General features: G+C 69.2%; 12 protein-coding genes. 8 read left to right on the forward strand and 4 right to left on the reverse strand.

Features of this window, described 5'->3' with window-relative positions; translation table 11 throughout:
* Positions 1-131 (forward strand): ATP-binding protein (locus tag Pth03_RS42715; protein ID WP_239119689.1); only part of this gene is annotated, 131 nt, incomplete at its 5' end.
* 158 nt (positions 132-289) lie between these two features.
* On the opposite strand, the gene Pth03_RS37750 is transcribed toward Pth03_RS42715, so the two are convergent.
* The 3 genes from Pth03_RS37750 to Pth03_RS37760 form a co-directional block, all read right to left on the reverse strand.
* Positions 290-5008, reverse strand: coding sequence for an outer membrane protein assembly factor BamB family protein (locus tag Pth03_RS37750; RefSeq protein ID WP_203949301.1), 4719 nt, complete (start codon positions 5006-5008; stop codon positions 290-292).
* Between the two features lie 31 nt (positions 5009-5039).
* Positions 5040-6170 (reverse strand): HupE/UreJ family protein, encoded by a 1131-nt coding sequence (locus tag Pth03_RS37755; protein ID WP_203949302.1) that lies wholly within the window; start codon positions 6168-6170, stop codon positions 5040-5042.
* Positions 6171-6552: 382 nt separating this feature from the next.
* Positions 6553-6867 (reverse strand): hypothetical protein, encoded by a 315-nt coding sequence (locus tag Pth03_RS37760; RefSeq protein WP_203949303.1) that lies wholly within the window; start codon positions 6865-6867, stop codon positions 6553-6555.
* Between the two features lie 236 nt (positions 6868-7103).
* On the opposite strand from Pth03_RS37760, the gene Pth03_RS37765 reads away from it, so the two are divergent.
* Positions 7104-8771 carry a hypothetical protein gene (locus Pth03_RS37765; protein WP_203949304.1) on the forward strand — a complete coding sequence of 556 codons (1668 nt, stop codon included), beginning with the start codon at positions 7104-7106 and terminating at the stop codon, positions 8769-8771.
* Between the two features lie 67 nt (positions 8772-8838).
* On the opposite strand, the gene Pth03_RS37770 is transcribed toward Pth03_RS37765, so the two are convergent.
* On the reverse strand, positions 8839-9258 hold the full coding sequence (locus tag Pth03_RS37770) for a nuclear transport factor 2 family protein (protein WP_203949305.1): 420 nt from the start codon (positions 9256-9258) through the stop codon (positions 8839-8841).
* Between the two features lie 883 nt (positions 9259-10141).
* Here Pth03_RS37770 and Pth03_RS37775 point away from each other — a divergent pair.
* From Pth03_RS37775 to Pth03_RS37800, 6 genes are all read left to right on the forward strand, one after another.
* Positions 10142-10834, forward strand: coding sequence for a molybdopterin-dependent oxidoreductase (locus Pth03_RS37775; RefSeq protein WP_203949306.1), 693 nt, complete (start codon positions 10142-10144; stop codon positions 10832-10834).
* Positions 10800-11450, forward strand: coding sequence for a cytochrome b/b6 domain-containing protein (locus Pth03_RS37780; protein ID WP_203949307.1), 651 nt, complete (start codon positions 10800-10802; stop codon positions 11448-11450). Before Pth03_RS37775 ends, Pth03_RS37780 begins: the two co-directional genes overlap by 35 nt.
* A 78-nt stretch (positions 11451-11528) precedes the next feature.
* On the forward strand, positions 11529-12116 hold the full coding sequence (locus tag Pth03_RS37785; RefSeq protein WP_275413278.1) for an alpha/beta fold hydrolase: 588 nt from the start codon (positions 11529-11531) through the stop codon (positions 12114-12116).
* On the forward strand, positions 12080-12409 hold the full coding sequence (locus tag Pth03_RS37790) for an alpha/beta fold hydrolase (protein ID WP_203949309.1): 330 nt from the start codon (positions 12080-12082) through the stop codon (positions 12407-12409). The genes Pth03_RS37785 and Pth03_RS37790 overlap by 37 nt, the downstream gene beginning before the upstream one ends.
* 256 nt (positions 12410-12665) lie before the next feature.
* On the forward strand, positions 12666-13157 hold the full coding sequence (locus Pth03_RS37795; RefSeq protein ID WP_203949310.1) for a SigE family RNA polymerase sigma factor: 492 nt from the start codon (positions 12666-12668) through the stop codon (positions 13155-13157).
* A gap of 5 nt (positions 13158-13162) precedes the next feature.
* Complete coding sequence (locus Pth03_RS37800) at positions 13163-13939, forward strand: hypothetical protein (RefSeq protein ID WP_203949311.1); 777 nt, start codon at positions 13163-13165, stop codon at positions 13937-13939.
* The last annotated feature ends 296 nt before the right edge of the window (positions 13940-14235 follow it).

Genomic DNA, 14235 nt, shown 5'->3' on the forward strand with positions numbered 1-14235 from the left:
CCGGGCTCGGCCTGGCGATCGCCCGGCAGACCGCCGAGACACACGGTGGCACCCTTCGGATCGAAGACAGCGACCGCGGCGCCCGCTTCGTCTTGCGCCTCCCGCGCTACCAGGAGGCCTCTCTCGCGTGATCGCTGGACGGGCCGGTCGGTTGCTGAGCGCAGAGACTCACTGCTTCTCTACCTGTGGTTGGTGGATGACGCGGTCCGCCGCGTTGTTCTGGCGGCTCGGCACACGGGGCCGGCCCGGTTGGAGTCCGGGCCGGCCCCGTGTGGTGGGGTGGGTTGCGTTACGGCGCGGAGATGCGGTCGAGGATGCCCACCGCGTCGGTGCCCGGGGTGGCGACGAGCTTGCGGGTGAGGGTGTAGGAGCCGCCCGCCGGCACGTCGACGTTGAACCGGCTCATCACCCAGTTGCCCGCGGCGTAGACGTCGAAGGCGCTGGCCGGCGTGCCGTAGACGAGACCGAAGACCTGCGGGTCGGTCCCGGTCATGCCGATGTACGGCTTGGCCGGGGCGTACGCCGCCGTCGCACCCGGCGTCACGATGCCGGCGCCCGGGATGACACTGGCCTGGCCGGCCGCGTCGTGGTCCATCGCGTCACCGGTCCACACGCTGAGTGGAGCCGAGCCGGAGTTGCTCAGCTCCGTCGAGACCGTGGCGAAGTCGTCGCCCGGCTTCAGCGTGTACGTCGTCGTCGCCGTCAGACCCGTGAAGCCCTTGACCGGCCCGGATACCCGGACGACGGCCTTGTCGCCGGTCGCCTGGACGATCTGGACGTCGGTCGCCGCCACCGACCGGATGTCCCACGCGCTACCGCCGGTCGGCTGGGTCGCCGAGACGTAGGGCAGGTTGATCCAGTCGAACTGGTCGGCCATGCCGCGGACGGCGACGTCGACCGGCTTGCCGCGGGTGCCACCGGAGATCTGCGAGTCGTTGTAGGCGTCGGCGATCGCCATCGAGAGCTTGTCGTTCTCGAGCATGACGTCGCCGTAGCCCGCCTCGACCAGACCCGAGCCGATCTGCTTGCCGTAGCCCGCCTCGACCGTGACCGGGCCTAGCGCGACGTCGGCGACGCCGCTGCCCGCCGCCGGCACGGTGACCGTGCCGGTGGCCGTCTGGTAGCCCAGCTTGGACACCCGGACGTCGTACCGACCGGCCGGGGCCTTGACGAGGTACTTGCCCTGGGCGTCGGTGCTCGTGGTCGCGACCGCCGTGCCGGCCTGCTCGAGGGCGACCCGGGCACCGGAGACGGCGGCGCCGCCCGCGGTGATCGTGCCGGCCGCGCGAGCGGCGTCCGGGACGGCCGCGTCGTGCAGGTCGATCTCGTCGGCCCACTTCGCGATGTTGCCGGTGGGGTCGCCGCCGGCGGTCGCGTAGTCGGTCAGGTGGTAGAAGCTGAACTGCTTGGTGGCACCGGGCGCCATCGTGGCGTCGTAGTAGAGACCCTCGATGTAGCCGTACGCACCGACCGCGGTCGGCGTGTCCAGTGCCCACGCGAGACCGTGGGCGGCCTGGCCGTTCGTGGTGGCCGCGTCAGCACCGACGTAGACGTAGTTCCCGGTCCAGCCCGAGGTCTTCAGACCCGGGTTGACGCCGCTGAACCCGGGGATCCGGCCGTTGTCGGCCGAGCTGTCGGGGTCGATCATGTAGTTGAAGTAGCCCTGGTAGCCCGTCGTGCCGGTGTTGGTCAGCTTGACCGTCATCTTCACGATCGGAGAATCGGGCAGGGTCTCGTAGCGGACCTGCGCCTTGATGGCCGGGTTTGCCCGGTACTGACCGTTGCCGACCACGGCAGCGCCGTCGACCGCGAGGTCGGGCAGGTCGAGCTGGTCGTTCGGCCGGTCCCACGAGTCGGGCGGCGTGAGGCTCGGACGCAGCAGCATCTCGCCCCAGTCGAGGGTCTCGGCGCCGTTGGCGTCGTTGAGCATGAGGTCCGACAGCGCGCCCTGGCCCAGACCACCGGCGAGGTTGTTGCCGCCGACGCCGTTGTTGCCGGCTGCGTACGGCGTCACGGACGCCCGGATCTTGTCGTTGGCCAGGTAGTAGTACTCCTTGCCGGTGACGACGTCCGTGCGTGTGCTGCCGTTGCCGTAGTCCGGCGCGTACGTCGACTTGCCGGCGACCGGGTGGACCACCTTGATCAGCTTCAGGTCGGCCGTCGTGTTGCCGGTGGTGCGGACCGTGACGCCGGCGGTTGAGCGGCCGTCGGCGATCAGGCCGCGCTTGGCCGCCGTGACGGTCCAGGTCGACGCCGGCAGGCCGATCCGGTAGTGGCCCCGGGCGTCGGTGCTAGTTACCGCGGTGTCCTGACCGTCGGCGACGGCGGTGACCTTCGCGCCGGCGATCGGAGCGCCCGTCTCCGGGTCGCTGACCGTCCCGGTCACGGTCGCCCAGCGCTGTGCGGACTCGCCGCCGGGCACGTAGGCGTAGAGGTTGCCGTCCCAGGCGCCCGCCACGACGGTGTTGCCGCTGACGGCCGGGCCGGCGCCCACCCAGGTGCCGATCTCGTGGCTCCACAAGATCTGGCCGGTGTCGGAGGCCAGCGCGTAGAACTTGCCGTTGTTGGCGCCGACGAAGAGCGTGTCACCGGCCACGACCGGGCTGGACATGACGCCACCGTGGTAGATGTCGCCGGGCAGCGCCCGCTCCCAGAAGACGTTGCCGGTCTGGGCGTCGAGGGCGACGACGGCGCCACTCGGGAAGCCCATGTAGACGACGCCGTCCTTGACGGCCGCGGCGCTCGGGGTCGAGCCACTCGAGACGAGCGAGGAGCGCGAGCTGTTGTACGTCCACAGCGTCGCGCCGGTCTTGGCGTCACGCGCGACGATGCCGTTGTTGGCGCCGATGAAGACCTTCCCCTCGGCCGCGGTCGGCACGCCGTCCTGCCAACTGCCGAGCGACTCGGTTCCGGTCCACTTGCGGGCGCCGGTGGCCAGGTCGTAGGCGAGCACGCGGTCGGCGGTCTCGTTGCCGACGTACACGGTGCCGTCCATGACGGCGGGCGTGCCGTCGCTCATGGTCGCGCCGGACATCGGGGAGGCCCAGATCTGCCGTCCGGTGCGAGTGTCGAGCGCCTTGAGGACGCCCTGACTGCCGATGCCGAAGCGGGTCTGGTAGGGCCAGAGCACCGTGTGGCCGGAGACGGCCGGCGAGTAGTAGCCGTAGGTGCGCTGGTTGTTCGGGGTCGGCGCCTGCTCGGGCACGGCCTTCCAGCGCAGCTCGCCGCTCTTCGCGTCGACGGCGTAGAGCTCCGAGCCGAGGGTCGGCGCGAAGACCAGGCCGTCACCGTAGGCAAGGCTGCCGTGGATCGACTGCGGCACCTTGACGTTCCACAGCTCCTTGCCGTCCTTCAGCCGGACGGCGTAGATCCGGCTGTTGCCGTCGCCGTTCTCGTCGCGGGTGCCCGCGTAGACGACGCCGTCGTGGATGACCGGCGACCCGGTGAGGAAGGTGCCCTCGGTGCGGAAGCTCCAGGCCAGGCGGCGGCCGGCCTCCTGCGCCGGCGCGACACCGGAGTGGGTCACGTTGCCGTGGTGCTGGTCCCAGTCACCCCCGGCGACCGGCTTGAGCGCCGGCCCGTGGGTGAGGGTGAAGTCCGCCGACTTGGTCCAGGTCTTGCCCGCCGCGTCGACCACCTGCACGTCGACGCTGTGCTCACCGGCCTTCTGCCGGTTGTGGGGCAGGTCGCCCTGCCAGGTGAACTCGCCGCTGGGGTGCAGCGGCATCCAGTTCTTGTCGCCGTCGATCCGGTAGCGCGCCGAGACGACCTCGTCGCCGGTGTCGTACGCGTTGATCTGGATGCCCGGGAACTTCACGGCCGGCACCTTCGAGCCGGGCGCGGGGCTGACGATGGTGAGGTGCTCGTTCTCGCCGTACATCCGGAACGGGTTGTCGAAGCCCGGGCCCGCCATGTGGATGTAGCGGAAGCCGCGAGGCGCGTTGTCGATCGTGTACGAGCTCGACACGGTCTGGATGTGCTTGGCGGTCGAGGCGAACGCCGAGTTGTTCTCGACGTGGTTGGAGTGCTCGTGGCCGACCAGGATCAGCTGCGCCTTGTATTTCTCGAGCACGTCACCGAAGGCGTCGTACTCCGACGGCGAACCGAACGGGACGTTCATCGGCTGGTGGGTGAGGACGACGAGCTCGATGTCGTTTCCCGGGTTGTCGTCGAGCGGGACGCTCGCGGCGAGGTCGTCCTTGAGCCAGTCAAGCTCCTCGTCGAACGGCGCCGAGCCGTTGTTCTCGAGCACCACGAAGTGCCGGTTGCCGTAGTTGAACGAGTACCACTCCGGACCGACGTTCTTGCGATAGTTGTCGATCTTGTCCGCGTACGCCGACCCGCTCGCGTACTCGTGGTTGCCGACGGCCGGCCACACACCGACGGCCGACTGCTGGGTGCCGCGACGATACGTGTCGAACTGCCCCTGGCTGGCGTCGTTGGTGAGGTCGCCGCTGACTGCGATGAAGCGCAGGTCGGTGCCGGTGGAGTTGATCTCGCGGATCTGGTCGGGCAGCTGTGCGTTGACGTGCGGGTCGGCGATGTTGGCCCAGGAGAAGGTGTCGCCGTTTGAGATGTCGTCACGCACGAGCGCGAAGTCCGCGGTCGGCGTGGCGTCGTCGGCGAGCTGGCCGAGGTCGGCCCAGAACTTCGGCTCCTTGTACTGGTCCAGGCCGAACCGGTAGCCCCGCGGCTGGCCGGCCCACACGATGTCCGTCTTGCGACGGTCGGTGGAGATCGTCAGCGAGTAGGAGCCGTCGGCGGCGGTCGTGGTGGCGACCTTGCCGTCGGAGACGCGCACGCCGGCCAGGCCGGCCTCGTCGGGGTTGCGCTGGCCGTCGCCGTTGGCGTCGACGTACACGACACCGCTGACGGTGGCCTCCGGCGGGTCGATGGCGGCCGCCGCGTACGACGTGAGCGGGCCCGCCACGACGCTGGCGGCGAGCGCCAGCGTGGTGGCGTACAGGACGACGCGCAGGCGCGCGCGTGTCCAGGTTAACGCGGACATCGGGATCCTTCGGGGTGGGGAGAGGGCGTGCTCAGGTCAGGAGCGGCGAGCGTTCGACGAACCAGACCAGACCGGCACCGGCGACGGCGAGGGTCGCCGCGACGGTGCCGAGCGTGAGGGCGCGGACGGCGACCGGCGTGGTCGCGGCCCTGCGCAGGAACAGCAGCGCCGGGAAGGCGAGCGCGATGATCGTCAACTGGACGAGTTCGATGCCGACGTTGAAGGAGACCAGGTCGGCCAGCGTCGAGAGCGACAGCGGCCCGTCGACGCTGAGCGCGCCCGCGAAGCCGAGCCCGTGCAGCAGCCCGAAGCCGAAGACCACGGGCAGCCGGTGGCTCGTCTTCGGCGAGAGCAGGTTGTCGACCGCGACGAACGCGATCGACAGCGCGATGAGCGGCTCGACGATCCACCCGGGCACGCTGACCCAGCCGATCGCGGCCAGCACCAGGGTCACCGAGTGTGCGACCGTGAAGGCCGTGGCGACCTCGACGACGTCGCGCAGCCGCTTCGCGCCCAGCAGCAGCGCCAGCAGGAAGAGCACGTGGTCGAGCCCGAAGAGCAGGTGCTCTGCCCCGAGCCGGATGAACTGCGGGATCTCGGTGAGCAGGTCGGTGCGCCCCACCGTGAGGCTGGTGTGGGCGGCGTCGAGCAACGTCGAACCGCGGCGGCCATCGACGTCGTAGGCCGCCAACGTGGTGGTTTCGTCGACGACGCCGTCGGAGGCGCGGAAGATGTCGCTGCGGACAGTGAGCGCGCCGGACGCCGGGCAGTCGTAGGCGAGCGCGACCCGCACCGCGCCGGAGTCGGCGAGTTCGACGCGGGCGTCGTCCTCAGCGGTACACCCGATCGAGCCGCGGCTCAACCGCAGCCGCCCGCCGACGTACGCCGCCACGTCGCTCGCGTGCGCGTCCAGCGAGCTGCGCCGCACCTCGGTCGGCACCTCGGCGGCCGCGCCGTCCACGCCGACCGCGTCCGGGCTCAGGGCACCGTCGAGACTCAGCAGCCGGGCAAGGACGTCGTACTCCACGTCGACGACAGCGGCGACGTCGTCGCCCTGGCTGCGCAGGTCGACCGAGACCGAGGTCGCGCGGACGTGCGCCTGCGCCGGAGCGGCGACGAGGAGCACGGCGGCAAGGGCGGCGAGGAACGCCAAGAGACGCACAGCGAGCACTTCCGTCGTAGGGGGGGAACGGCGGTCGTTCCCCAACCCTGCAGTGCTCGCTCCACACTCGACAACTCGAGACGACCCAATTCACCGAACCTTCCGCCGCCGGTCGCCCACCGGCCGAAAGCCGGGTTTCTGGGCGCCGGAAGCCGGGTTTTGGGGCCCGGCTACGAGGCCCGCGTACGAAGCCGGGTGAGCCCGGCCGCGATCCCGACGCCCAGGGCGGCACGAGTTGAGCATGACGTCGTGTTGACGATCTCGAGCGCCCGGTTGACTGCGTGAACAGGGCCAAGCAGGTCAAGCAGTCCACGTAGGCCGCGGCTCCGTCCGCCGAGTGGGCAAGCGACCGAGAGGCGACCGCTGAGCAGGGCGATCCGGGTCACGAGCCGGCCGGCCGGGGGTCCCCCTCCCCGATCCACTCCACTCCGTGCGCCACCCATCCGTCGCGCTCCCCGAGCTCCCTGAGAAGATCCGCGTCCTCCACCGGATCGAGCTCGGCCTCCTGGGCGAGGACGAAGCACCACCGCCGCGGCTGGAAGGCCCGGGCGAACCACCCCCTCGCGTAGGCGTGCGCCTCCTCCGGCGTACGCGCCATGGAGACCTCGATGATCGTCGTCTCCTCCCTGCCGGTGAGCCGTGCGCCCGGCGGCAGCCACCCCTCCCCGCCGGCGAGCCGAGTCCTCAGACCACTCATGGAAACCCCCTCTGTCGTCGCGGAAATCCGCGTCACTCCACCCGTGAATCGCACAGCGGAGCGCGCATGCCGTACAGAGCCGCCGCCAGGAGAGCCGCGGACAGCGCCGGCGCCGTCGGAGACGTCCACTCGTGTGCCAGGACGCTCGCCGGCCTGAGCGAACCGGCTTGCTAGGGTCACCGTCTGTGAAAAACTCGGGTTTCCTCGCCCTCAGGAATCCTCTCAGGCTGACCCAGGTGGGGACCGCCCTTGTCACCTGCGTCCTGCTCGGGATTTCCGTGGCCACGGCGCAACTGCACTCAGACATCAGGTATGTCCTGGCGTGTCTGCGCACCGGTGGGGTCGCCGGTTTCTCACCGTCCGAAACCTTCACCCACCGGCCGTTCTTCTACCGCTGGTTCGTCGCCGGTCTGAACTCGCTGACTCCGTCCTCGATCCCCGTGGGAGAGATGATCGTCCGGTTAGCCGGCGTCGCGCTGTGTGTGGCCGCCGGCTTGTTGCTGCGCGCCGCGTTGCAGCGGCACCTCTCCACTCGGGACGCGACCCTCACGGCCGTCGTGGTCGCGTTGAGCCTGGCGTTCGCCCCCCGCATCGACTACCTGCAGCCCGAGTGGACGGCCACGCTGCTCTCAGTAGTGGCGGTCGCCCTGGTCCTCATGTTCGACCGCCCCTGGGTCGCCGCGGCAGTGGCCTCCCTGCCTCTCGGGCTGACGGTGATGATGAAGTACTCCACCGCAGCCACTGCCATGATCGCCCTGCTGGTGGTCTTCGCCGTCGACCGCAGGCGGGCGATCCTCCTCGCGGTCGCCACGGCGGTCTCCGGAGTGGCGCTCCTCGGCTTGAGCTTCTGGGCGGGCTCGCACGAGTGGCAGTGGGCGCAGGACATGCCGAAGATCAATCGTCAGGCCCTGACGCGGCAGGCGATCGACCCCGGCTTCCTGCTTCACCGGAGCATCGACTACCTGGCCGACCGGGCGGTCCTCAGCCCCATGCTCGCTCTGTTCCCCGCCGCGCTGGTGATGGTGCTGATGCTGGCCCGGGAGGTCAGCCGGCGGCGGCGCGTCGAGTGGGCGGCTCTGGCCGTACTGATCACCCTCGGATGCATCGCCGCTGTGGCGTTCCAGGGCAACTGGTTCCCGTACCACAGCGCGGCACTACCCGTCTGCGCCGCTGCAGTCTGGGCACTGGCAGTGGCACGGTGGTACGGCGTATTCGGCAGGCCGCCGCTGCTCTTCATCGGAATCACGGTGCTGCTGGGCGCCCTGGTCCCGTTCACGGACACCGCGCTCAAGCCGCTGCTGACTGTGGGCACGGTCTGGCTGGCGGCCGCTGTCGCAGTCCTCGCGGGCCTGGCGGACCTGCGCCTCGCCCGCCGCCGGGCTCCCCGCCACGCCGGGGCGCGACCCCAGGCGGCCGTGCCCATGGCAGCCGTGCCCCTGTTAGCCCTGGCCGGGATCATCTGCCTCGCCGCGCCGATCTGGCCCGGCTCCCCGAACCAGATGGGCCGCGGGCACGTGATCACCACCAACGCGGACTACTGGAAACTGACCGAGGACAAGAACGGGGACGCGGCCGAAGTCAACCGCGAGATCCCCCAAGGTGCTCCGGTGTTGTACCTGGCCTTCGGGGACATGGCGTACTTCGTCCAGCATCCGGTGCAGTGCCGATACCCGATCCCCACCTTCCTGCAGCGCGAGCAGTTCCTTCCCGACGTGAAGAACCTCACGTCGACCAAGGAGAACGCCCTGTGCGTCACGGGCAACCCCGCCGACTACGCCGTACTGCAGCGTTCATGGTTCCCGCTGGCGCAGGTCGACAAGAAGCTGACCGCGGAGATCAAGGCGAACTTCAACTGCCCGAAATCGGTGCCGAACAACGAGCTCGTGGTGTGCCACCGCCGATAGGCAGGAAGACGAGATCGCGCCTACTTCCACCGGTCGTCCACGTTCATCCGCGAGAGCCGGGCGAACATCACTCCGGCGCAGGAAGCTTCAAGCCGAGCTGACTGTAACACTCCAGCTGGTCGTAGTAGCCGCGCTGGCTGACGATGAGGTCATGCTCCACCGTGAAGACCCAGCAGCAACGCACACTGACGCTCCGACCGGTTGCGTGGAGCACCTCGCCCTCGGCCAGCAGGAATGGTCCGGTGTGAGTACCTGTGACCGTTCCCTCGACCACCACGCTGTCGTCGCACACCAACTTGTCCCACACCGTCACCCGTAAGTCCGGGAAGCCTTCAACGATGTGCCCGCGGAAAGCGATGATCTCGTCCCAACCTTCTGCCTGCATCTCGGGCGCCACGATGACGGCCTCTGGGACGTAACACTCCATTAGCGCGCCCTGATCATGGGCGTTGATCGCGCTCATCAACCGATCGATGACATCGGGCATCGCGGACCCCCCTTATCGCGGACCCCCTTCCGGAACAGAATCACGCTACCAATCTGGGGCGAACCCACTGCCTGGCCCTGCCTGCGGCTTGACATGCACTCCCCCGGCCCCGGGGCTCCGGCGATCTCACCGAACGTGGGAGCGTGACGGATGTCAGCCGCGGTGATGCCGTAGATGTGCTGAGGGCCCAGATCACGTTCAGGATCAACCAGGGTGGTCCACTCGCCCGCGGGATCGAGATGGACGATCCCCACCTCGACGACTCGGTCATGCCAAAAGGGCCGGAGGCCGGTCGTTTCCACGTCGATGACTGCGTAACCGAGTGCGTCGCTTGTCCTGAGCATGGACTTTCCTCCTGCTGTCTCCGAGGAAAAGACCCCAGGCCGAACGGGGAGAAGCGGCGCAACCAGGCATAGTGCAATCGGCTCGTTATTCGGCGGCGTAGCGATTGATGGAACGCCCCTAGCGATTCCGGGACCGCCGTCAACCACCCGGACGGCCCACCGGAACACAACAGAACCAGGGCTCCGGCCAGTGTCCTCCCTGGGTCCCCGGGCGGCCCGTCCCAGGAGAGTTGATTTCGAATACCCGAGCCCTCCGCCGTGACGGCCGCCCTGCTCATCGCGTATCCGCTGATCGGCGCGCGCAGTTGACCGTCGCCGACCGCGCTCGTCCTGAGACGGACCCGAACATATGAGGAGTACCGAGTTGATGAAACATCCGCCCATTAGCGCGGCTCTTGCCGAGCGGCATGTCCCCCAGACCACCAAGGCGTACGGCGCCGGAGGGTGCGAAGGCACGGCGAGTCGTGGGCGAGACCGGAAGGCCTCCCAGACCCCTCCGTCCACCGCGGCAGGGCGCCGCGGCTGCTGGAAACACGACTGTGAGTGAGCCGGAGAGCGGCCCGCCGATCGCGCGCCGGGTGATGCTCTCGATGTTGGGCCTGGGCGCCGCCGGTATCGTCGCCGCGCCTTTCGTACAGAACGGCTGGGAGCGGGTCCTCGGGGCCGTCTCCCAGCACGACCCCACCGGGCTCAGCGGACTGCTGCCCAACCCGGGCGGCTTTCGCTACTACAGCGTGGCGGCCTCGGTGCCCAGGAAGACCGCGGCCGACTACCGGCTGGAGATCGGCGGTCTGGTCGAGCGGCCCGGGACGTACACGCTGGGCGAGCTGCGCGCGCTGCCCCAGACCCGAATCGTCGGCGAGGCGAGGTGCACCGACGGCTGGCGGGTGCCGGACGTCCCCTTCGCCGGGGTGCTGCTCTCGGACCTGCTCGACGCGGCCGGGGTGCGCGCCGGGGGCAGGGCGGTCCGCTTCACCTGCTTCGACGGTGTCTACACCGAGAGCCTCACACTCGAGCAGGCCCGCCGGGCCGACGTGCTGATCGCCCTGGACATGCTGGACGAGCCGCTCACCCACGAGCACGGCGGTCCCGTACGGCTCTACGTGGCCCCGATGTACTTCTACAAGTCCGCCAAATGGCTGTCCGGCATCTCCGTCACCGACAAGGTCATCCCGGGTTATTGGGAGGAGTACGGCTATGACGTCGACGGCTGGCTCGACCAGGAGGCCTGAGCCGTTGCGCCGGCGGTTCAGCCGTGGCGAGCGCCTGGTCCACCGCTCCGCTGCCGCTCTCATGCTGCTGTGCGCGGGGACGGCGGCCTGCTTGTACTTCTCGCCGCTGGCTCAACTCGTCGGCCGTCGTCATCTGGTGGTCGTCGTCCACGAGTGGTCGGGGCTCCTGCTGCCCGCGCCGGTCCTCCTCGGTCTCGCCTCGCGCGCGTTCCGCGCCGACCTGCGCAGGCTCAACCGGCTGGCGCCGTACGACGGGCAGTGGCTGCGCGCGGTACGCAAGGGCGCGCCGGGACCGCGCCCGGCCGGCAAGTTCAACGCCGGGCAGAAGATCTACGCAGGCTGGATCGCCGGAGCAGTACCGCTCATGACGTTCACCGGTTTGCTGATGTGGTTCACCGGGGCTCTGCCGGCGATCTCCCGCGCGAGCGCGATCTTCGTGCACGACGTGACGGCGCTGGCCATCGCCGTCGTTGTCTTCGGGCACATGCGACTGGCGTACCGAGACCCCGAGGCGAGGCGCGGGATGCGCACGGGCTCGGTGACGACCGCGTGGGCCAGAAAGAATCATTCCCGATGGGCCGAAGAGCCAGGTCAACGACGAACCGACTCGTCATAGTGCGCGCCGCGGTGCAGCCGAGGCGCGGTTTCTTCTCACACGGAAGTTCGATGAAGTGAACAGGCGTACGTTCTCCAAATTGGTGGTCGGTGGAGCCACCGCGGCGGCTCTCCCCACGGGTTCCCGTACGACATCTACAGCTACGGCGACGTGGCGCCCCTACTGGCGGCACGCGGCTACCGTGTGATCGTCCCCTACCTGCGCGGGCACGGCTCGACGCTCTTCCTGTCGAGCCGAACGTTCCGCAACGCTCAGCAGGCCGCGATCGCCCGCGACATCATCGCGCTGATGGACGCGCTGAGGATCAAAAAGGCGATCATCGGGGGCTTCGACTGGGGGTCTCGGACGGCCGACATCATCACCGCGCTCTGGCCGGAGCGCTGCACGGCCCTCGTGTCGGTGTCCGGCTACCTGATCACGAATCGGAAGGCGAACCTGGAGCCGCTGATACCGAGCGCCGATACGCGTGGTGGTACCAGTACTATTTCGCCACAGAACGAGGCCGGCTCGGCCTCGAACAGCATCGCGAGGAATTCGTCCGGCTCCTCTGGAAGACCGTCTCGCCGACGTGGGCCTTCGACGACGCCACGTTCGAGCGCACCGCGGCGGCGTTCACCAATCCCGACTGGGTGCCCATCGTCATCCACAACTACCGATGGCGACTGAGCCTGGCCCAAGGCGAGTCCCGCTACGAACCCATCGAGAAGCGGCTCGCCGCGGTCCCGAAGATCGCCGTGCCCACGATCACACTCGACGCCGAACTCGACCCTTTCACCCCCGCGGGAAACGGCTCTTCGTACCGCGACCACTTCACCGGGGCGTACGAGCATCGGACCCTCCACGGGGTCGGCCACAACGTCCCGCAGGAGGCTCCGGAGGCGTTCGCCAGGGCGGTCTCGACGTGCACCGCTTCTGAAAGGCCTGCGAAAGCAGCAGCCGCATGGAGAGCCCTCGATTAACCCTTCCGGCCGGCCGCCTTTACGATGTAGATCAATTACTCCTCGACCTATCCGTCCTGCGCTCCGTTCTCGTTTCGCGCCGGTTTCCCAGTTGGTGCCAGACAGGCAACCCCACGTCATCGGCAGTGCTGTTCCCCGCCGGCAGAACGGCGGAGTGAGATCCGCTGGTAGCGGACTGCACAATCCAGCGGGGACATGACGTTCTTGTACTGGGACGCCGTCGCCGAGCGGCCCGGCCGAGGAGGTAGCCGACATCGTGACGCTTGAGGAGTTCCTCAGCGCAGAGCTTCCAGGGCTCAGCCGCTTCGCGGGCGCGCTGACCGGGGATGTGCACCTGGCCGAGGACATCCTGTCCGACGCGCTCCTGGTAGTCGTCCCCCGCTGGCGCAAGATCTCCGCAATGGAGCGGCCCGACGCCTACGTACGCCAGGTCGTGATCAACGCCCACCTCTCCGACCGGCGCAAGGCCAAGCGGCGGCGAACCGATCCCATCGGGGACCACGAGGTGTTCGACCGGGCGGATCCGGACGCGAGCGACACCGTGGTGACTCGGGACGAAGTCGATCGCCTGCTCGCTCGCCTGACGCCGCAACAGCGGGTGGCCGTCGTCCTGCGCTACCTGCTCGACCAGGACGACCAGCAGATCGCCCAGGCGCTCGGCTGCAGCAGCGCCACGGTGCGCTCCCACCTGTCCCAGGCCCGTGCCGCGCTGCGGCTGTCCGCTGACACCCTGACCGACAGGAGCTGACCTTCATGGACGTCGACGACCTCACCGACGCGCTCACCGCGCACACACCCGACCCGCAATCCGTGCTCGTCGCCCTGCAGACCAAACGCGGCAAGCGAGCCCACCGACGCGTACTCGCGGCCGCAGGCGGCGCGGTCGCGGTCGCCGTGCCCGCGATCCTGCTGTGGACCGCGGGCCTTGGCGCCCCCGCCCCCGACTCGTCCGCCGCACACGGCTCCGCACCCACCACGGCCGGTGCCCCGGAGGGTGCGAGCGCATGCGCGACGGTGTCCCTACAGAGGCAGTTCGCGGAAGCCCGGGAGGGAGGCGCCTCGGTCATCCTCGCGAAGGGAACCCTGACGGGCCGCAGGGGTCCGCACGATCCCGAGTTCTATCCCGAGGTGTATGCCGAGATGCGACTCACGGACGTCCGCACACTGAGCGGCCCGGCCATCCCCTCGGGAAGCCACGCCTGGATATCGAGTGACCACGGCCCTACCGGTCCCATTCCCGGCACGCCCAGTGGGTCGCTCTGGGCCCCCGACGGAAGCCTCTTCGGAATCATTTGGCCCCAGTCCGCCACCGGTGAACCAGTAGGCCCGACCATGCGGGTGGCTCCGGTGGTCAAGGGGCAACTCATCCTCAGCACAGCCGGATGCTGGAGGTGGAGCGCCGAGGGCACGCCCACAACACCGTTCAGCGGGCCCCTGGCCGAAATCCCCGGCAGCGACTCCTACAAACGCGCCGCGGAGTGGGGCTTCCGGGCCGTCCCACTCAGCGTGGTGGAACTCGCGACCCGCTGACATCTGCGGTGAGGAGGACGCGTGGTGGCAGCCTTGAACCTCCGCTGGCCGTACACCCCTACGACAGCAGTGCCGACGCAATCCTGCCACCGTGCACAGAACCTGCGACCCCTTGACCTCAGGCAACCCAGAGAGGGGCGGGATCAGCCGCGATACCCGCAGCCACCTGCGGAAACGATCCTCAGCCGTCCACGGGCGTATGCGGCCGTCCACGGCAATGGTCACCCAGATAGTCACCCAGTCCGAGGCGATCTGGAGATGCACGACGTGGGCCTCGGTCGTGCCTTCTCGCGAGC

This window comes from Planotetraspora thailandica, from assembly GCF_016863335.1.
Lineage (GTDB): Bacteria > Actinomycetota > Actinomycetes > Streptosporangiales > Streptosporangiaceae > Planotetraspora > Planotetraspora thailandica.